This window comes from Legionella sp. 227 (genome assembly GCF_043161935.1).
GTDB classification, from domain to species: Bacteria; Pseudomonadota; Gammaproteobacteria; order Legionellales; family Legionellaceae; genus Legionella; species Legionella sheltonii.
The window spans coordinates 94,926-114,851 of the sequence record NZ_CP171154.1 but is presented as its reverse complement, the minus strand read 5'-3'; the positions used below and the strand labels follow the sequence as shown (position 1 = coordinate 114,851).

Below are 19,926 nucleotides of genomic sequence, written 5' to 3'. Positions count from 1 at the left end.
GACCCCTGCTTGTCCGCAGGATGCTGGACAGTGCTATTACACTAGTCCCCGCCAACACGTCGTGGAGGCGGGCGATAGTTAATAGACAGCTTACAGCCTGGATTTATCGGGAGCACTTTGCATTTTGAAGGCAATATTAAATTGTGAAATCACTTATGGACTCTTTACTCTCTTCCAAGATTAAAACATTATCTGATTGTTGGAGCTCTATTAAAATAAGACCATCAGTGGCTAACCCTTTTAAAACCATCGATGTAAATTGAATTTTTCCATTCTGAAGATCGACAAGTCGGTTCAACAGTTCTTTGTATTTGTTTGGTCCTAATTCATAGAGTTTGCTTGTTTGAGTGCTTGATTCCATGGATTTTTTAAAAATTTCCTCTACCGCCCATAAAGGTTTTTTTTCTCCTATTGCTTTATCTGCTTTTTCTAAGCACCAGGCAAGATAGTCAAGTCTATCCCCAGCTTGAGTGGGTTTTGCATACTCTTTATTCTTCTTCTCTTTTAAGCTTATTTGTATCTTTGCCATAGCTATTCCTATATCTATTGTTAACAAAAAATTACAATTCGACTATCTACAACCCAATTAGATCGATTTATTCCCTTTAATTCAAAAAAAATTATAATGTGGTCAATATGTTATCTTAATAAATAAAAAAAGAAAGCCTGTTTCGATAAATTAACTTGATGTCTCTATAAGGCAAAAAGACTTCGGCAAATAGACTATAAATATATAAATGGAGCCTTAATTTTGAATCAACTTTTGCCAAAATATTAGAAGGATCTGCGGTCATGTTAAAACATCATCATCGTTATGATTATTCGCCAATTACGGAAAGACCTCTTTTTGATTGGCCCAATGGTACACGTTTGGCATTTTATATTGGACTTAACTTAGAGCATTTTTCTTTTGGTGAAGGTTTGGGAGCCGAATTAGCACCTGGGCCAAGACCGCAACCTGATGTTTTAAATTACACCTGGCGTGATTATGGCAATCGCGTGGGTATCTGGTATTTACTTGAATTGTTTAATCGACTTAATTTGCCCATAGCGTTGCTCGTTAATACCTCTATATATGATTACTGCCCACAAGTTGTTACTGCGTTTCGTCAACGACAGGATGAAATAGTCGCCCATGGCTATTCTAATTCCATTCGCCAGGGGACTTTAAGTAAGAACGATGAAAAAATATTGATTCGCGAGGTAGCGAAGAGAGTCCTTCAAGAGGAAGGAAAGCCTCCTAAAGGTTGGTTAGGTCCTTGGATTTCAGAGAGTTTGGATACCCCGGATCTATTGTCGGCTGCAGGGTATGAATACGTACTCGATTGGGCACATGATGATCAACCCATTTGGCTTAAAACCAAAAGAGGGAAAATTTTATCGATCCCTTATTCACAAGAAATCGATGACATTCCCGCTATTGTTCCTAATCGATTGAGTGCTTCAGAATTTGCCGATATGATGATAGACCATTTTGATGAAATGCTTGAACAGTCTCAATTAAGACCCCTAGTTTTTGGGGTGGCCCTTCATCCTTATATTATGGGTCAACCTTTTCGTTTAAAGCATCTACGCCGAGCATTAACCTATATTGAAAAGCACCGGACACAGATCTGGATAACTTATCCTGGAGCAATTGCAGAATACTATAGAAATATGTTTCCCTAATCTTTTCCTATTTGATCGGCAATTATTCTGTATTTAAAGTGCTTTTAAAAATTCTTATAAAATCAATTCCTAACCAAATAAGTTTAGTAATATTATGAGTATTTATGCACTTGCCCAAATAAGGTATTTGAGCGATGAAAATGAAAAAGCTGTACTTTAGGTTATTAATTTTACAGGGATTTCATTTAGTTACTTCAGCAACTTACGCAACTTCATATCAACGAACAATAGACCTTGCCTATGATAATCCAGCTTTGTTAAAAGCAGTAAATAAGAATGAAGTTCTTCTTGGCAATAGCTTTATATACGGTATATTTCAATTTGTTGGAAAAGTAGGGCCATTGGAGGGCTCTGCTACGAGCCGGCAATACTACAATTATCCCTATGGACGAGTTGCCTTTCGAATTAATCCGAAAATAGTTGCAGGAATTGATGTTACTCATTTGGAATACGCGAATATAGTGTTTCCACAGAATTCAATTGTTAGCAAATTAATCACCGCTACAATTATTAAAGCCATCGATGTTGTACCAAAAATTAGTTACCAATTAACAAAACAAATGGCACTTGGAATCGCATTAAATATTGACAACACCTATGACCTCCAGGTTAATAATGTTGTTGTTCCTTTTGGTAACATGGTGAATAAAGCATCAGATAGTGGTGCCACTGGCTGGGGAATAGGTGCATCATACGCTCTATCCTCTACTACGAATCTGGAATTAAGTTATTTTTCTAAAATAATGCATCACGTGACAGGTAGAAGTACCTGGGGACCATTTGAAAATGATGATTACAAACTTAATTATCCTTTACCGGCCCTAGCAAGCCTTGGTATCTCTCAATCCCTTGGCTCTAAATGGTTATTAAAAGCAATGGTTCGATATCAATGGTATGCTGCTTTTAACGCTTTGGTATTACAGAATACAGCATTAGGACAAACGCTTAACCTTCCTCAAGGTTATCGCGATACTTGGATAGGCTTAGCGAGTGCTCATTATCAGATGAATGAGAAATGGGGCATATTAGTGGGTAGTGAACATAATACCGACCCGCAGCCTTTATTTTACAGAAGTGTGGGACTTTCTGGATATAGCTCTACTGCGTTGATTGGTGGGGTTGATTATGCTATTTCTAATAAGTTCTCTGTCAAATTAACATATGCTCATGTCATTTCTTACCCGCCACTTAATCGAATGACTCGAGTAGGACTTTTAAGTGGAAAAGAATTTATTCATATTAACAACTTCGATTTGTTATTTATTTGGCGTATATAGACTAATGACAAGTGTTTTATTCACAGAGTTTTTAATCACCTTGGGTAATCAATGTCGATAATTCTCGTAGTGCAATAAAAAATATAGTGTAATCAATACTGGGACTACTAAGTAGCATTTCCATTAACTTATCCCAACGTTGATGAATAAAGCTGTTTTCGGCGAACCAATAAGCAATCAGCTTCTCAGAGTCCAATTTTTTTTGATCATGCTTTAAAATGACAATGGTTAAGCGGCGTTGTAAGTTATCCAGTTCATCACGTAAGGATAACCGGGCCAGACTATTCCAATGACCTTCCCGAGAATCGTTACCAATTTGATCACGGAACCAAACCAAACTAAATTTACTGCCTACTTTAAAGTAAACTTCGGCTGTTCTTACCAGATCAAATTTATTTTGGGTTGCAACTTCTACTACATTTAATACGGTGTACATCGCGCGAGTAGCGGCAATTTTTTTCGCAGCTTTTTCGGATAAACCGATTCCCACAAATTGTGTGACAATCTTGTCAAGATATTCTCTGGTGACACCAGCCATTAAATCGGGAATTGATTTTTCAAGTTTGCTTATTGATTGGCTATAATGGGCAATATTATTAGCAATTCCGCCTTCAAGTCGTCGATGATGTAAAAACCAACGAGATGCCAAGTTCATCAATTGCCTGACGTGATGAAGTAACTCATATTGAGTTTGCACTGTGACCTTGTAGTTCAGTGATTCAATTAATTGGTGTACGTCATCTATTTGATATGCTTTTGAAGCAATAATATAGGCACGGGCAATATCTGCTATCGATTGTCCTGTTTCTATTTGCATGCGGTACATAAAGGTAATGCCCATGCTATTAACGATTTGATTACTAAGTTGGGTCGCGATAATTTCACGTCTTAGCCGATGGCTTTGCATCGAATTAGCATACATTTTTTTGAGGAGTGAAGGAAATCCTGTTTCCAGAATGGTTGCAAAATAGGGATCATCAGGTAAATCAGATTTTAATAATTCTCCAGTGATATAAATTTTTGTATAAGCCATAATTATAGACAATTCGGGCCGCGTCAGTCCTTGGCCTGCCGCCTTGCGATCCAAAAGGTGCTTATCATCAGGAAGAAACTCAACACTTCTATCCAAATGCACTATTCCTTCCAGTTCTTTAATATAAGTCTGGTATAAGCCGCTATATGCTAGAGAGTTCGTGGCCGAAAAACTCAAGACCAGTGCTTGATTGTAATTGTCTTGCAACACAAGCTGTGCAACTTCCTCCGTCATTTTGGTGAGCAATTGATTGCGTTTTTTCTCTGTAAGTTTTCCTTGGCTCATTTCTTTATTCAGTAAAATTTTGATATTTACTTCATGGTCGGAGCAATTTACGCCTGCTGAGTTATCAATTGAATCGGTATTAATCAGGCCACCTGCCAGGGCATATTCAACCCTTCCAAGTTGCGTAAATCCAAGATTGCCCCCTTCACCAGCAATTTTGCAACGCAATTCATTACCGTTGATGCGACAAAATTCATTGGTCTTATCACCAACATCCGCATGCGATTCAGTTGACGCTTTTACATACGTGCCAATACCTCCATTAAATAACAAATCAACAGGTGCTTTTAAGATTTCGCGAATCAATTCGTTTGGTGTTAATGAATCCTGTGTAATCGCCAGTGCTTTTTTTACTTCAGGTGTGATGGCAATGGATTTACTGGATCGTTTGTATACACCACCACCTTTGGAAATTAATTGAGGATTGAAATCTTCCCATGATGAGGTGGGTAAATTAAATAAGCGCTGACGTTCTTCAAATGTTTTCAGTTTGTCAGGATTAGGGTCAAGAAAGATGTGACGATGATCAAATGCCGCGAGTAAAAGAGCATGAGGGGTATAAGTTAGGCCATTCCCAAATACATCACCACTCATGTCTCCAATACCAACGACGGTAAAATCGTGTTCTTCGATATTGATATCCAATTCGCGAAAATGGCGTTTAATGGACTCCCAAGCACCACGGGCGGTAATTCCCATTTTTTTATGATCATAGCCAGCTGATCCTCCTGAGGCAAAAGCATCCCCAAGCCAAAAATTAAATTCTTTAGAAATCGCATTCGCAATATCAGAAAAGGTTGCTGTTCCTTTATCTGCGGCTACCACCAAATAAGGATCGGCATCATCATAACACACTGTATTTGGCGGGGAGACGACACGGTCATTTTCAAAATTGTCGGTAAGATCAAGTAAGCCTCTGATAAAGGATTGATAGCAATAAACTACTTCTTGTTTTATCTGCTCACGATCCAGCATGCTGAGTGATTTTTTTAAAATAAATCCTCCTTTGGCTCCCGAAGGGACAATCACTGAATTTTTTACTTTTTGCGCTTTCATAAGCCCGAGAATTTCGGTACGGAAATCCTCTGGCCGATCTGACCAGCGAATACCGCCACGTGCTACTTTTGCACTGCGCAAGTGGATGCCTTCAAACTGTGTTGAATATACAAAAATTTCATATAGAGGTTGTCCTGGGGGTAGATCAGGCACTTTGGAGGTATGGAGTTTAAATGATAAATAATTTTTGGGGGCGCCATGGGAGTCGAACTGGAAATAATTGGTTCGTAGTGTTGCTTTGATTAAAGACCAGAAATATCGGATGATATGGTCTTCGTCCAAGCTGGTAATCCCATCAATATCGGCTTGGATTTCAGATTCCAAATCTGCCATTTTATTTTTGTTTGCAGTATTTTGTTTCAGACCAAATTTTAAATAGAAAAGCTGGATCAGTTTTTTGGCAATCCCAGCATATGCTGCAATCGTTTTTTCTATATACTGTTGACTAAAGCGAAAACCAATTTGTTGCATGTACTTGGCATAAGCACGAATGATGGCTATTTCCCGCCAGGATAATCCTGCCCCTAAAACCAGCTTATTGAAACCGTCATTCTCACAAATCCCGAGGTGTATTTTGATCAACGCTTCATTAAAAATGCTTTTTACCTGGTCCAGGGTGAGTAAATTGGTATGGGCATAGGACACATTGAAATCACCAATCCAAATAAATTGATTTGCGTCAATGGCGATTCTATAAGGTCTTTCGGTATAAGTCCGTAATCCCATGTTTTCGATCATCGGTAAGATATCAGATAAGGGAATCGAACTGCCATATCGATACAGTTTAATATGCAATGGATGTTCTCCACGAGTTAATTCGTAGAAAACTATCGCTAAAGGGTTCTCTGGTGTTAAATTATCGATTTGTAACAGATCGCCTATTGCTTCTTCTATAGTATGTTGCTCACAATAGCTCATTGACAATGCGGGGAGATATTTTTCCGTAAATTGTTTCCCTTTTTTAGGACCCAATTTTTTTAAAAGTGCTTGATGCAACTGATCTTTCCATGAGTTTTCCATTTTTAAATCTCACAAAGGTTCAGTGTAATTATTCACTAAGTATAGGCCATGAAAATCGATTGCATGTAATGACAAAATATAAGGATAAGATGCTTGGTTTTATACTCTATTTTCTTAGAACTGTTTAAAAAATAAACGTGCTTAGTTGTTTTCTCGAAAAGTGAAAAATTTATGCCCTAAATAATTAGTAAACGTAGGGAAGGCTAGACCAAATAAGTGCGCTATTTCTCGAGTGAATGACTGAATACCCAGATCGGGTAAAACATAATAAACGAGCAATAAACTAATAAACAAAGTTTGCATCATCCCAATTAAATTAACTAAAATAAAAAAAATAATGGAGCGTGTAAAAGTCTGGTTGCTGTTCTTAAATACAAAAAATTTTCCAAGAGTAAAGCCTGTAACCATCCCTGTAATAGAAGCCAAGAGAATTGATGTTGAAAAACTGAAGGTATGGTTATAGAGAATTCTACTAAAAAAATTTACTGCGAGTGATATTGCTCCTGCTATTAAAAAAGCAATAAATTGTTTTGACCTAAAATAATGAATCACAAAGCACTCTCTCTTCAGTTTTTGGACTTGTTGAAAGTATGTCTCGCTCTCTTGACCTTTTAAGCCCACGAGATTTTATTTTTTCCTATCACAAAAGCCCAAAATAGCCCTTGATCACCGTTTATTGGATGTTTATTGGAAGAAGGGAGTATTATTTAGTTAAATTAGTTTTTGTTAAAACCACTCCAAATTTTCTTCCCTATCCAAAAAACGATCAAGAAGATAAAAGCCCATAATAAAAGCAAGGGTAAAAAATAGACGAAAAACTCAATTAAACCGTATGTAAAATGACGTAACTGATCGACTAAAGCATGATAAGAGTCAATGAATGTTTCTGTAATTTTCCATTGCTTTTGTTCTGTTGTTTGAATTATTGGATTCATGCTCAAGTTAATATTTATTAATGAATAAGCTACAGATTCTTTGTAATATTTTATCTGCCCTTGGAGCACATCGATTTGTCCTTGGATCTCGTTTAATTGTTTGAACACGCTAAGAACATCCGATGTTTTTGTTGCGTTGGCCATAATTTTTGATAATTGCTCTTTGGCGGTTTGTAGGTTACTCAGTTGACTTTGTAAATCGACAAAGTGTTGTGTGATGTCTTCGCCTGTGATTGATTCTTGAACGACTTGTGTTGCAAGTGATTTCAAGGTAGTTAACGCATTATTCAAGCCTTGAGCGGGTACTCTTATACTGATATTTGCAGTGGTATTTCCTGTGACATTGTTATCTTGAGTTATATTGGAGCTAACGAGGTAGCCACCGGAGTTCTCTGCTAATTGAGTAATTTTTTCCATTGTCGAATTAATGTTATCGACTTGCAAGGAAATATCCGCATTGCGAATAATCATACCCCGCATCACATTTTCTGACGCTTGGTTAGTATTAGAAGGGCTTGTATTACGCATCATTGCTATGGGGGCGCTCGGAGTCCCGACTAGGGCTTGCATCGGTTGAGGACTGCCTCCATACATTGTAGTTCCAGTTCTACCAAACCATTCAGAAATAAAAAATAATATAGCTAGTGTGCCAATAAAAGCTAAAAAATAAAGGATGATCTTCTTCATTATTCTTCTGCTCTACACTTTGAATCATTTAAAGTGTGGCAAAAGTTTCTTGAATTGTAAAATAATTAAACTAAAAGCTCAGCAGATGTCAATGCAGATTGTGTTTCACATCAAGAGGTTATACTGACGATTTAAAAGTCACATCATTTATTGACGCTGATCACAAAAAGCGACGCATACTTGATGTTCTCTGACTTCGCCTCCACAGGCAGAATAACATGCTCTATAAGTCGATTCACATTGACAGGAATTATTGCAGCTGCTGCTACGATCAAAATCATTTATTGTCTTACTGATAGGCAAGCCCATTCTTTTTTGATCTTCTTTATATTGTTTGTATTCAAACATAGCGTTTTGCTGAGCCCTCATACGGCAATTTTCATTGTCTACTCGACAACTTTGTTGACAGTCATTTTTACCTTGAATGCATTGGGCCGTACACATTTTTGCTACATCGGATTTTGGCGGAACAAAACTGTATTCTGTGTTATAAATAGGACCACAGGCGATCAACATGCTTGCTAGAACCATAATAGAAAAAATAAAGAATTTTTTTAACATATGATCCTCTTTTTATGCGTTATAGGGATGAAATTGTTCTGGCAGTGTGGTTATGATCATGTTGCTTTGGGACAAACGGATACAGAACAAACCGAGTTATTTTAGTGACGCTTAGTTAAAAAATCAAGCAGAAGCTTCAGCAAGGATGCAGTGAGACACATAAATGTAAACAGACTTTGTTACCTTTGTTACTCTTTTGATATATAATTAATCAATTTATGATCGTTCCTAATGATCAGACATCCAAAAATTATTTTAATTAAGAACAAAATCCATGGACATCTCATTTTTATTTGGTTTTTTAACTGGTTCTTTTACTACGGCTCTGGGTGGCTGGCAAGTACAAAAAATCATCAACAATAGAAAAAATATTGCCACTATAAAGAATAAAAAAATATTGGATTTAAATCGACTTTTTCATGAATTCCCCCATTTTATGAGTGCTATTAAAAATGATATTAATAACTCGAGTCATCAGAATGTAAGGGAATTTTTTGTAGTGGATAAAGATGCAATATTAAATTCGTCTGTTCCCCGTTTTCGATATGAATTGTCTACAGAGATTCTTCCGGCTTTAAATAGATTAGAAGAATTAGGATACATAGAAAAATTAAAAAACAATTGCCTTCACTATAAAATTGAAGAAGAGTTTATAAGCCAACTCCAATCAGTAGCCATACCTTCAAATGAATAAACAGGCTGTTTACAGTTCTTCTCACGTGGTGTTGGTTTTTATTGATCTTCGTGATACAACTCACCATAGCTCCCATTAAGTATTTCTGCTTCAAACAAAAGGATTGTGTGCATGATGAGAAAAGTGGTCTTTAGTCTTTCGCTTTTATTGAGCGTCATAATTTCCCCTTTATTTGCAAAAGAACAAATTAAAATTTCGGAACTACAAAACAATGAATGTGTCGATACGATTGAATCACGTGTCAGCGATGGTGGTTTATTTTTAGATCAATGCCATATCCATGATCGTGATGTCCAAAAAATTCTTTCCTTTCTCAACGTGCATCCAGAAATTACCCGTCTAAGTATATCTGATAATCAGATTGGCTACCAAGGTGCAGAATTGCTCGCTACTAATACTCATATTCGTTATCTTTTTCTTACTGGAAATCGTATCGGATCATTAGGAGCTGAGGCATTAGCAAAAAACACCTCTTTGGTCTATCTCCTTTTAGGAGAAAATCATATTGGTCCCTATGGAGCCGAGGCTTTAGCAAATAATACCACCTTGATTTTTCTTTCCCTTGATGGCAATCCCATAGGCACTTCAGGAGCAAAATCTTTGGCAAAAAACAAGACGCTAACTCATCTTTCTCTGAGAAAAAGTCATATTGGTGTTGCAGGTGCGCAGGCTTTGTTCACGAATGAAACGCTGAAAAGTATCTATTTAGGAAATAACCGTTTAGGTAATGAGGGAATCAAGTTTATTGATAGAAACCAATCCATCAACTTTATTGATTTGGAAGACAATGATATTGATAAGGATGGAGTCAAGACCATAGCAAGAAAAACCAATTTGTTCTATCTTAATCTGGATAAAAATCCATTGCACAATGAAGGAGCTGCTGTTTTAGCTCAAGTCCACATGCTGGAGTGGTTATCAATTGCTGGGTGTGGTGTCGGTATCGAAGGAGCTCAAGCCTTAGCAGCACTGAATCATCTGACTATGCTCAATATCGATAATAACCTCATTGGTGATGAGGGTATCATGGCTTTGGCAAAAATGAGCTCTTTGAATAATTTATATGCAAATAATAATCTTATTGGCGACGAGGGAGCAAAAATTTTGGCCAATGCGACACAGATGCGAAATTTAAGTTTGCGTGATAACCACATTGGAGATGAAGGTGCTTTGGCCTTAGCTGAAACCACGAGTTTGTATACTTTAGATGTAGGTTTTAATCAAATCGGTGCCATAGGTGTTAAAGCATTAAAAAGTAATGAGGTACTGGCCTATTTGAATACTCAAGGGAATCCTGGGGATGAATAGCCTTCGACTGTACGCATGGCCGATGGCTATTTGAGAAATTTGACTTAGAGTGAAATGCTTATTTTAAACTTACAAAACACAGGTTTTGTCTTTCTTCAAACGGAGGTTACAGGGGACTAAAGGGATGGAGATCCGTTTTGTAGACCTGAATTAGCATACCGTCATCAGGGCTTTTTGTTGTCATCCCGTGTACAACTAGGAATCTTCCATAGTAACACGCTGCTACAGTAGGGAGATCCTTGTTGCGTTCGGGATGAAGCGCTAGCTATTTACTTTGCAACCAGTTCAACTATTGCATCAATTGCTCTATCTAAGCTTAATTGCTGCATTTCGCCGGTAGCACGATTTTTATATTCCACACAATTTTGTTCCATATTTCGCTCACTAACAATGATCCGATGTGGAATACCAATTAAATCATGATCCGCAAACAATACCCCAGCTCGCTCATTACGATCATCAATTAATACATCAACTCCTAACTCTCTTAAACCTTCATATAAAGCATCTGCTTGCATTTTGACTGATTGCGATCGGTGTCCGTTTAAAGGAATTATGACCACTTGGAATGGAGCGATGTTTTGAGGCCAGATAATTCCTTGCTCATCATGATGCTGTTCAATGGCCGCAGCAACCACACGAGTGATTCCTAAACCATAACATCCCATTAACATCGTTTCTAATTGGCCTTGCTCACTAATCACTGCTGCATTCATGGCTTTGGCATATTTATCACCCAACTGAAAAACGTGACCTACTTCAATCCCACGACACGAGCGTAGCGTTCCTTTACCATCAGGGCTAATGTCGCCTTCTTTTACGTTACGTAAGTCATAATCAAGGTATTCACGGATGTCTTTATCCCATGCCGCATATTGATAATGTTTGTCTGCCTGATTGGCGCCACAAATAAAAGAATCCATAGCCAATGCATGATGATCCGCGATTACAGGAATTGATAAATTGATTGGGCCTAATGATCCAATAGGAGCTTTCAAAGTTTTTAAGACAGTTTCTTCATCTATAAATTGTAGGGGAGAATGGACTAAAGGATGTTTTGTTGCTTTGACTTCGTTCAGTTCATCATCGCCTCGCAAAACCAAAGCAACCATAGGATGTTCTCTTCCTTTTACAATCAAAGTCTTGACCGTTTGATGGCTTGCTACACCCATGAATTGGGCTACTTCAGCTATGGTTTTTTGATTTGGGGTATCTACCAGAATCATTTTTTGTGTAGAAGGGGTCGCTTTCTCAGGTCTTAAGCTGGTCGCTTGTTCAATATTAGCGGCATAATCCCCTTCATCACTGTAGAAAATTAAATCTTCGCCAGAATCAGCGAGTACCTGGAATTCATGAGATGCAGAACCACCAATAGCGCCTGTATCGGCTTCAACTGCACGATATTTAAGCCCCATGCGATCAAAAATACGGCAATACGCTTGATACATATCTTTGTAGGTGGCTTGCAGACTTTCCAAATTTAAATGGAATGAATAAGCATCTTTCATGATGAATTCACGAGCACGCATTACACCAAAACGAGGTCTGATTTCATCGCGGAATTTAGTTTGAATTTGATAAAAACTTGCAGGCAATTGTTTGTAGGATTGTAATTCATTACGCATGATGTCAGTAATTACTTCTTCATGGGTAGGGCCAAAGCAATACTCCCTGCCATTGGAATCTTCCATTGTGAGGAGTTGTCCGCCAAAAGTTTCCCAACGTCCTGTTTCTTGCCACAGTTCAGCAGGTTGTACTGCAGGCATCAGTAATTCCATAGAATGGATGCGGTTCATTTCTTCACGAACTATTTGTTCTACTTTACGTAATACCTTTAAACCCAATGGCATCCAGGTATATAGACCTGAGCCCAGCTTACGAATCATTCCTGTTCGCAGCATCAGTTTATGGGAAACGATTTCCGCATCGCTTGGAGTTTCTTTAAGAGTTACTAAAAACCATTGAGATGCACGCATTTCTACTCCTGAAGTCGTATTGTTCTTGAATTGAAAGCATTATACAGAAGTTTTTGTTCAAAAACAGATGAATTAAGTGGTGAAAGTTAAGCATATTGGGCCTTGGCCCAATATGTCCAGAAATGTAAATGGACATAAGCTTTTGTTGGGCCAAGGCCCAACAAAAAGTAATGAATGGTAGGTTATATTTTGATTTTAGATTCTTCTAATAGCGCATTTAATTTAGAGGCTAAATGTTCATTGTTCTTTCCGCCAAGCTGGCTTAATTCATGTGCGTAATTATTATAATGCACTTTGCCTGTTTGAACATTATAAACGGCACCAACTAGCGCAATGTCATTTTTCTCTATCATCTGATGCAAAATCGAACTCCGCTCATAAATTTTTTGGATGGTATTGGCAACGTTCAAATCAGTAACATTGTTCACGAAGGTCGTATTTTTGCTGTGGCGATTCGTTTCAGTTTCATTCTCGGCATTGATTGCGGGCTTAATTTTATCGAGCAATTCTGTAATATGCCCTTTTTCAACCCCGTCACATGCAGATTGAATGGCACCACACCGTGTGTGGCCAAGAACGATAATCAGTTTGACGCCTACGACATTACACGCATATTCAATACTCGCCAGAACATCATTGTTTACTACATTCCCAGCAACACGAACACAGAAAATATCGCCAAAACTCACATCGAAAATGGTTTCAACAGGTACCCTGGAATCAATGCAACCTAGAACAATCGCAATGGGATGCTGTGCTTTGGCTGTATGTTTAATATCCAGTTGGTTTGAACGGTGAATTAAGTTGTCATTGAGGAAACGTTGATTCCCCTCATATAGAATATTTAATACTTCTGCTGGAGATAGGTGAGATTGCACATCGTATGTGGTGACGTTGATAAAATCAATGTAATTATGGATCTTGTAATGCTCTTTAAATCCAATCATATTCAAAGAAATTTTTTTATTGGGAGCTTGTTCTTCCTTAAATTCTTTTAAAAGCTCTGAAATTTCTTTATCAATGTACTGAGTGTAACGTGCATCAATAATTAATTGTGATTCTCTGGGTATCGAATCAAGTTCCGCAACCAAGGCAGCTTTATTAAGAAAAGTCATTTGTTGGGGGAGCACCAAGCGGTTAACTTCCCCAGTTGGATGGATTTCCTTCAGAATATTTATCCGCGCCTGACTATTTGATTTTAAAATATAGAATAAGCTGACTGCCAATCCAATTAATATCCCTGTCAATAAATTAAAGACAATAATACAGACGACAGTGACAATGAATGGAATAAAACGATCGCTGCCTTGAGCAAAAATGCTGTGGTAAATGGACGGTTTATTAAGTTTATAACCGGTGTAGATCAAAATGGCGGCGAGTGAGGATAAGGGTATTTTATTCAAAGTACCTGGGATTAACATGACTGCAAAGAAAATGAAAAATCCATGCAAAATAGTAGATAATTTGCTTGTGGATCCCGCCTGAATATTAATGGATGTTCGTACAATCACTGAAGTAATAGGAATTCCACCAATTAAACCCGCGGTCAGGTTTCCAACCCCTTGAGCCACCAATTCGCGACTTGTGGAGGGATGGAGACGTTTTTTATCCAGTTTTTCTCCAGCTTTAAGGTTCAATAAAGTCTCAAGCGAAGCAACAATAGCAATGATGATCGCATAAAGATAGACTTGTGGATTAGATAGGGCAGACCAATTTGGATATTCCAGTTTACTCAATAACTCATGTAAGTCGTTGGTGTGAGGAATATTGACGAGCTGAGGTGAGTTCTGGACCAGACTTGAATCAGTCCAGATAAAAAATTCATTAAGTAATACACCCAAAATGACAACCAGGATTGGTGCGGGAATCTCTTTCAGTATCTTATTTTTCGTCAAATCAAAATAAATTAAGGTACTTAATGAGAGTACCGTGATCAACATGGCTCCAGAATTGAGATGATGGTACAAAGCAAGAATAGGACTTAATGTAATTTCCTCAGTGGTTTCTAACAAATGGGTTTTAAGCTCGTTGAAATCCGCAGAAAGTGTGAATGCGAGTGGTAATTGTTTGATTATTAAAAGAATACCTATCGCACAAAGCAGACCCTGTACTACGTTTGAGGGGACATAGTCCGCTACAAATCCGGCTCTTAAACTTCCAATTATGACTTGAAGTATACCTGCAAGTGCCAGCGCAACTAAAAATGAATTGAAGTCTCCAACATGAGCAATCGCTGCGACAACGACAGCTGCCATACCTGCTGCAGGTCCGCTGACACTGACCTGTGATCCACTTAAGCATCCAACAACAACTCCGCCAATGATTCCACTTAAAATTCCAGAAAAAAGAGGTGCGCCAGAAGCTAAAGCAATACCCAAACATAATGGGATCGCTACAAGAAATACGACTATCGCTGCAACAAAGTCAAATTTAAAATATCTCCTCATATAAATTCGAAATTTACGCGAGTCAACTGATGTATTTGCTAGCATGGAGTAAGATCCTCTATTAACAAAGAAAATAATATAGCCAGAGAAAAGTAATTTTAATTTTAGACTATAGTGCTATTTATTAAAACATCATTGTAACAAAAATGTTAGAAAAATGTTACGGTTTAGTTAAGAATTGTAATCTATATTATCTTATTGCTGTTTGTGAATGCATCGTGACTACTTATTGTATGGATTGATTGAGTTGAAACTCAGACCTTAGTGGGGGCTTCTGCCTTTAACTGAAGAAGTTTTAGAATAAATTTGTCATGACCGTATCGCCATCCATCCCTAATCTTATCGTTACTCAACGCTATGATTTGGATGACAGCGGCGGGAATTTGCTACGGAGCTCCTTCGCTGCGCTCTGGGTGACGATGTTTGGGATCTTAAAATTCTTGATTGATTGGCAGGCAGGGCTAGGGAAACTATGGAGATAAAAAAACCTGGGTTAGGTTTCGCCAAAACCCAGGCTACCGATTCTATTCTTCAACGAGGTCGAATTCTTCAGTGCAAAAGATTTCGTCGGTATTGGTTACTTGATTAGTTATTAATCCATGCTCAAGATCTCTAAAATTCCACATACTTTGATCCATAAGCTGGCTGGGTTTAATACTTTGCAGCGCATGCAGAATATTGCTTGGGACCTTGGGATTTTCCTCTGCAAGTTGATTAATTAAATGCGTTACTTTTTTACGCATTAAATTTTCTTGTGAGCCACAAAGAGTGCAGGGGATAATGGGATAGGATTGCTCCTGCGCAAAAGTAATAATGTCTTTTTCTTGAACATAGCATAGTGGTCGGATAACTATATGCTTTTTATTATCGCTCAGTAACTTGGGTGGCATTGATCGAATATCACCATTGTATAAAATCGACATCATTAGGGTTCGAACCAAATCATCACGATGATGGCCTAGGGCGATTTTGTTAAAGCCATTTTCTTCTGCATACCGATAAATAATACCGCGTCGTAAACGTGAGCATAAAGAGCAGTATGTTTTACCCTCAGGAATTTTCTCTTTCACAATGCTATAGGTATCGCGAGTCAGTATTTCATGAGGAATGGAGCGATCACTAAGCCACTGCCGTAAAGCGGAATCATCCCATCCTGGCTGAGCCTGATCCAGGGTAAACGAAAAGAGTTCAAATTTATTACCGGAGCGTCGGCGTAATTGATCCAAGATCGTTAAGAGTGTAAAAGAGTCTTTACCACCTGATAAACAGACCATTACACGATCCCCACGCTGGATCATATTAAAATCCGCAATGGCTTTGCCTGTATAATGCAATAATTTTTTTTCAACTTGAGAAGGATTGGACATTATTAAAAACCTAATGAAAAGTTGTTATTTAGTGGTTTTGTTTGCAGCCGGGAGCAATCCGTTGACCCTAGTTGTTTCTAACCATGAATTTATTAATTCGAGATCATTTGCGTTCAATGTTCCGGCCAAGTATTTTAATGTTAAAACTGCATTAATCAAACTGTATTGGTCATTAGCAAGTTGATTCTGGGCTTCAAACAAACGCTGTTGGGCATTCACCACATCCACCATGGTGCGTGTCCCTACCTCAAATTGGGCTTCCGTACTTTCCAACGAGTTTTGTTGTGAAATAACGGTTTGTCTATCGGCTTTTACTTTGCTAATTCCATCAGTGATGGTATTAAAAGCGATGCGGCTATTCACCACTACGTCCCTATAGGATTGCTCCACTCGTTCACTCGATGCCTGAAAATTATGTTGTGCTTGTCGTGTTTGTGAACGTACTAATCCCCCTTGGAATACAGGGAAATTTAAAGCGACCCCGACAGTCGATAGTTTTTGGTTTGCAGGCAATAAAGGATTCGTGGAGTTTACTTGGTTTGTTGTTTCTACAGTGTTACCTTGAAGCGCAATAGTAGGCCAATTACCTGCAGAAAGCGCTTTCATATTTTCACGTGCAACTTCAAGATTGTATTTTGCTGACAGCAACTTGTAGTTTTGCTTAAGACCGGTATCTATCCACTGATCTACAATATTAGGCTCTGGCTTGATTAACGGAAGTTTACCATCGCGTAGAGGAGCTATTACTTCATAAACATGATTGGTCAGTTTTCTTAAATTTTCGCTTTGATTGATTTGGTTATTTCGAGATGCAATAACTGTGGCAACCGATTGATCATAGGCCGCTTTTGCTTCATAAACAGAAGTGATTGGATCAAGACCTACTTCAAAGCGTTGTTTGGCTTGCTCATATTGGCGCATGTTAGCGCGTTTTTTTGCTTCAGCGAAATTCAAAGTATCTTGAGCAAAGAGTACATCAAAATACGCTTTGGCTGTTCTAAGAATTAAATCTTGGGCTGCATCATTGAAAATAGCTTGTGCTGCTTTAACGGATGCTTTTGCTTGTTGTACCCTTGCCCAAGCCTGATAATTAAAAATAGCCTGAGATGCGGAAACTTGCCACATCCTGGAGTTATAATAGTCATCTTGAATGGTAAAAAAACCATCGTTTACATGCAAAACGTTTCGTGTTGCTTGGGCAGTAATACCAACTTGAGGAAGTAATGCAGCACGGGCTTGAGGAAGAGCTTCTGTGCTAGCCATGTATGTATCATACGCATTCTTGAAAATAGGATCATTTTCGAGGGCTTGATGATAGATATCCATTAGGTCTGTTGCAGCAAAGACCTGCGATGACAGACCTAAAGTCATGAGATACCCGAACAGCAATTTTTTCATTAAACTAATTCCTAAAATACAAATTCTTTGGGCTTTGATTTATCAATCAGGAGAGGAATATTGGTTTCAAAAATGATTTGGTCATGCCAATGCTCCTCATGATCCAATTCATAGAGACGCCCCTGCATCACAGGAGATTTTCCTTCAATAGCAAATAACTTGCCTCCAGGAAGAATCTGCAATCTTTGGGTCTCATTTATTTTTTCTACTGCGCCCGTAAATATAACCACATCATAAGGAGCACTTTCTAACCAACCTTGACTGGCATCCCCCGTGATTAATTCCACATTGTTGCAGTGATGTTTTTTTAATTGATGAGCTGCATGGGCGGTAAAATCAGCATAATAATCGACACTGATTACTTTTTTACACAATTTACTTAACAATGCGGTGAAAAATCCGCTGCCAGTGCCTATTTCCAAAACTGTCTCATGACCTTGTAAATCAAGTGTTTGCAGAATTTGTCCCTCTTCCAAAGGAGTCAGCATGCGTTGACCATGATGAAGCGGTATTTGCATATCTGAATAAGCAAAATTTACAAATTGTTCAGGAACGAATTCATGTCTGGCCACCACATCATACAAATTAAGTATGGATTCGTTTAAAACATCGCCAGTTCGAAGTTGTTGCTTGACCATATTAATGCGTGCGCTTTGATAACTCATTTGCTCTACCGTGTTGATTGTTTTAGGTTAAGATTGACTATTCATTTGCCAAAGCCATCGCTTTGCAACTTATTCGCGGTGTTCCACATTTGAAAATTTTAGAATTCCACAGACATGCTGCGAAACGGGGTGGCAAAAGCGAATTGTCAACACACTTTTAAAACTTTGGCACAATCTTAGCAAAAAAATAGCGCATGTGCTAAGAAATAATGTTTGAATCCCAAATTTCGTGGTGACTCTGGTTAAAGTTTGCTATGATCCGCTGTTTTTAATGGTTTTCTAAAATAGAATGTCCCTTATTTTCGATACAGCACCAGGGGTACCGAGGTATTGTGGCGTTTAACGTATAGGAGAATACTGTGCTTGAGCAATTTACTGAATATTTGCAAACTGAAATAGAGACACTTAAGAGTGAAGGCTTATATAAAAGCGAACGTGTTATTTCCAGTCAGCAACAAGCTGCTGTCACAGTAAATCATAAAGAAGTCATTAATCTTTGTGCTAATAATTACTTAGGTTTGGCTAATGATCCGCAACTGATTGCCGAAGGGCAAAAAGCATTGGCTCAATATGGCTATGGTATGGCTTCAGTACGTTTTATTTGTGGTACTCAAACGCCTCACAAACAACTTGAGCAAAAAATCAGTCAATTTTTAAGCAAAGAAGATACTATACTATATTCTTCATGTTTTGATGCGAATACAGGTCTTTTTGAAACTTTATTAGGTGAAGAGGATGCGATTATTAGTGATGCACTAAATCATGCCAGTATTATCGATGGGGTACGGCTATGTAAGGCTGCGCGCTATCGATATGCGAATAACGACATGAAGGCTTTGGAAGAGCAATTGATTGCTGCTAAAAATGCTCGATTTCGTTTAATTGCTACAGACGGTGTTTTTTCGATGGATGGAATTTTGGCTAATCTTCCAGCAATTTGCGAACTAGCCGATAAATATGATGCCATGGTTATGGTAGACGACTCCCATGCTGTTGGTTTTATGGGAGAAACGGGACGTGGAACTCCTGAGCACTTTGGAGTAAGTGAGCGTATTGATATAATTACGGGTACTCTAGGTAAGGCGCTAGGGGGGGCATCAGGTGGTTATACTGCAGCAAATCAGACCATCGTTGAATGGTTGCGTCAACGTTCAAGACCCTATTTATTCTCAAATACCTTGGCCCCAGTGATTGCGCATACTTCGTGTGTTGTTCTCGACAATTTAATGAAAAATAATCATTGGGCTGAAAAATTAAAGCGTAATAGCCGTTATTTCCGTGAAGGTATGACCCAGCTAGGATTTAAATTAATCCCTGGGGAGCATCCAATTATTCCTGTTATGTTAGGGGATGCGAGCCTGGCAGGACGCATGGCAAACCGTTTGCTCGAGCTCGGTATCTATGTGGTAGGTTTTTCTTACCCTGTAGTTCCCAAAGGTTTAGCTCGAATTCGTACTCAAATGTCCGCAGCACATGAAATAGAGCATTTGGATAAAGCCATTGAGGCATTTGAAACGGTAGGTAAGGAGTTTTCTGTTATTTAAAGCAA

The 19,926-nt window shown here is 38.3% G+C and carries 15 protein-coding genes; 5 read left to right on the top strand and 10 right to left on the bottom strand.

Translation table 11 applies throughout. The features are described from left to right. Window positions 1-136: 136 nt before the first annotated feature. The gene (locus ACF8MK_RS00490; protein ID WP_392537718.1) at window positions 137-529 is read right to left on the bottom strand and encodes a hypothetical protein; all 393 of its coding nucleotides are present in this window, start codon (window positions 527-529) and stop codon (window positions 137-139) included. 263 nt (window positions 530-792) lie between these two features. Here ACF8MK_RS00490 and ACF8MK_RS00485 point away from each other — a divergent pair, with 263 nt between their 5' ends. Both ACF8MK_RS00485 and ACF8MK_RS00480 read left to right on the top strand, forming a co-directional pair. Next, window positions 793-1,668, top strand: coding sequence for a polysaccharide deacetylase family protein (locus tag ACF8MK_RS00485; protein WP_392537717.1), 876 nt, complete (start codon window positions 793-795; stop codon window positions 1,666-1,668). A 134-nt stretch (window positions 1,669-1,802) separates the two neighbouring features. Beyond that, window positions 1,803-2,945: an OmpP1/FadL family transporter gene (locus ACF8MK_RS00480; RefSeq protein WP_392537716.1), complete on the top strand. Its 1,143-nt coding sequence runs from the start codon at window positions 1,803-1,805 to the stop codon at window positions 2,943-2,945. 31 nt (window positions 2,946-2,976) lie between these two features. On the opposite strand, the gene ACF8MK_RS00475 is transcribed toward ACF8MK_RS00480, so the two are convergent. The 4 genes from ACF8MK_RS00475 to ACF8MK_RS00460 all read right to left on the bottom strand — a co-directional run bounded on the left by ACF8MK_RS00475 (window position 2,977) and on the right by ACF8MK_RS00460 (window position 8,522). Further along, entirely contained in the window at window positions 2,977-6,339 is a 3,363-nt protein-coding gene (locus ACF8MK_RS00475) for an NAD-glutamate dehydrogenase (protein ID WP_392537715.1), read from the bottom strand. 141 nt (window positions 6,340-6,480) lie between these two features. Further along, entirely contained in the window at window positions 6,481-6,891 is a 411-nt protein-coding gene (locus ACF8MK_RS00470) for a GtrA family protein (protein ID WP_265702993.1), read from the bottom strand. A gap of 164 nt (window positions 6,892-7,055) precedes the next feature. Continuing rightward, complete coding sequence (locus ACF8MK_RS00465) at window positions 7,056-7,961, bottom strand: DUF4349 domain-containing protein (RefSeq protein WP_392537714.1); 906 nt, start codon at window positions 7,959-7,961, stop codon at window positions 7,056-7,058. Between the two features lie 147 nt (window positions 7,962-8,108). Next, on the bottom strand, window positions 8,109-8,522 hold the full coding sequence (locus ACF8MK_RS00460) for a hypothetical protein (protein WP_392537713.1): 414 nt from the start codon (window positions 8,520-8,522) through the stop codon (window positions 8,109-8,111). Between the two features lie 274 nt (window positions 8,523-8,796). On the opposite strand from ACF8MK_RS00460, the gene ACF8MK_RS00455 reads away from it, so the two are divergent. After that, the gene (locus tag ACF8MK_RS00455; RefSeq protein ID WP_392537712.1) at window positions 8,797-9,216 is read left to right on the top strand and encodes a hypothetical protein; all 420 of its coding nucleotides are present in this window, start codon (window positions 8,797-8,799) and stop codon (window positions 9,214-9,216) included. Between the two features lie 111 nt (window positions 9,217-9,327). Then, complete coding sequence (locus tag ACF8MK_RS00450) at window positions 9,328-10,524, top strand: hypothetical protein (protein ID WP_392537711.1); 1,197 nt, start codon at window positions 9,328-9,330, stop codon at window positions 10,522-10,524. Between the two features lie 269 nt (window positions 10,525-10,793). Here the strand turns inward: ACF8MK_RS00450 and ACF8MK_RS00445 are convergent, their stop codons facing one another. The 5 genes from ACF8MK_RS00445 to ACF8MK_RS00425 form a co-directional block, all read right to left on the bottom strand. After that, on the bottom strand, window positions 10,794-12,500 hold the full coding sequence (locus ACF8MK_RS00445; protein ID WP_392537710.1) for a proline--tRNA ligase: 1,707 nt from the start codon (window positions 12,498-12,500) through the stop codon (window positions 10,794-10,796). A 182-nt stretch (window positions 12,501-12,682) separates the two neighbouring features. Then, on the bottom strand, window positions 12,683-14,992 hold the full coding sequence (locus tag ACF8MK_RS00440) for a SulP family inorganic anion transporter (RefSeq protein WP_392537709.1): 2,310 nt from the start codon (window positions 14,990-14,992) through the stop codon (window positions 12,683-12,685). 479 nt (window positions 14,993-15,471) lie between these two features. Next, window positions 15,472-16,314 carry a tRNA 2-thiocytidine(32) synthetase TtcA gene (gene ttcA / locus ACF8MK_RS00435; protein WP_392537708.1) on the bottom strand — a complete coding sequence of 281 codons (843 nt, stop codon included), beginning with the start codon at window positions 16,312-16,314 and terminating at the stop codon, window positions 15,472-15,474. 24 nt (window positions 16,315-16,338) lie between these two features. Beyond that, window positions 16,339-17,712, bottom strand: coding sequence for a TolC family outer membrane protein (locus tag ACF8MK_RS00430; RefSeq protein ID WP_392537707.1), 1,374 nt, complete (start codon window positions 17,710-17,712; stop codon window positions 16,339-16,341). Between the two features lie 11 nt (window positions 17,713-17,723). Continuing rightward, complete coding sequence (locus tag ACF8MK_RS00425) at window positions 17,724-18,377, bottom strand: protein-L-isoaspartate O-methyltransferase (RefSeq protein ID WP_392537706.1); 654 nt, start codon at window positions 18,375-18,377, stop codon at window positions 17,724-17,726. Window positions 18,378-18,736: 359 nt separating this feature from the next. Between ACF8MK_RS00425 and ACF8MK_RS00420 the strand changes: the two genes are divergently transcribed. After that, window positions 18,737-19,921 carry a glycine C-acetyltransferase gene (locus ACF8MK_RS00420; RefSeq protein ID WP_392537705.1) on the top strand — a complete coding sequence of 395 codons (1,185 nt, stop codon included), beginning with the start codon at window positions 18,737-18,739 and terminating at the stop codon, window positions 19,919-19,921. The last annotated feature ends 5 nt before the right edge of the window (window positions 19,922-19,926 follow it).

What these genes read in the sequence shown, in the direction of transcription:
- ACF8MK_RS00490 (WP_392537718.1), bottom strand. Translation starts at nt 529, where the DNA reads ATGGCAAAGATACAAATAAGCTTAAAAGAGAAGAAGAATAAAGAGTAT.
- ACF8MK_RS00485 (WP_392537717.1), top strand. Translation starts at nt 793, where the DNA reads ATGTTAAAACATCATCATCGTTATGATTATTCGCCAATTACGGAAAGA.
- ACF8MK_RS00480 (WP_392537716.1), top strand. Translation starts at nt 1,803, where the DNA reads ATGAAAATGAAAAAGCTGTACTTTAGGTTATTAATTTTACAGGGATTT.
- ACF8MK_RS00475 (WP_392537715.1), bottom strand. Translation starts at nt 6,339, where the DNA reads ATGGAAAACTCATGGAAAGATCAGTTGCATCAAGCACTTTTAAAAAAA.
- ACF8MK_RS00465 (WP_392537714.1), bottom strand. Translation starts at nt 7,961, where the DNA reads ATGAAGAAGATCATCCTTTATTTTTTAGCTTTTATTGGCACACTAGCT.
- ACF8MK_RS00460 (WP_392537713.1), bottom strand. Translation starts at nt 8,522, where the DNA reads ATGTTAAAAAAATTCTTTATTTTTTCTATTATGGTTCTAGCAAGCATG.
- ACF8MK_RS00455 (WP_392537712.1), top strand. Translation starts at nt 8,797, where the DNA reads ATGGACATCTCATTTTTATTTGGTTTTTTAACTGGTTCTTTTACTACG.
- ACF8MK_RS00450 (WP_392537711.1), top strand. Translation starts at nt 9,328, where the DNA reads ATGATGAGAAAAGTGGTCTTTAGTCTTTCGCTTTTATTGAGCGTCATA.
- ACF8MK_RS00445 (WP_392537710.1), bottom strand. Translation starts at nt 12,500, where the DNA reads ATGCGTGCATCTCAATGGTTTTTAGTAACTCTTAAAGAAACTCCAAGC.
- ACF8MK_RS00440 (WP_392537709.1), bottom strand. Translation starts at nt 14,992, where the DNA reads ATGCTAGCAAATACATCAGTTGACTCGCGTAAATTTCGAATTTATATG.
- ttcA (WP_392537708.1), bottom strand. Translation starts at nt 16,314, where the DNA reads ATGTCCAATCCTTCTCAAGTTGAAAAAAAATTATTGCATTATACAGGC.
- ACF8MK_RS00430 (WP_392537707.1), bottom strand. Translation starts at nt 17,712, where the DNA reads ATGAAAAAATTGCTGTTCGGGTATCTCATGACTTTAGGTCTGTCATCG.
- ACF8MK_RS00425 (WP_392537706.1), bottom strand. Translation starts at nt 18,377, where the DNA reads ATGAGTTATCAAAGCGCACGCATTAATATGGTCAAGCAACAACTTCGA.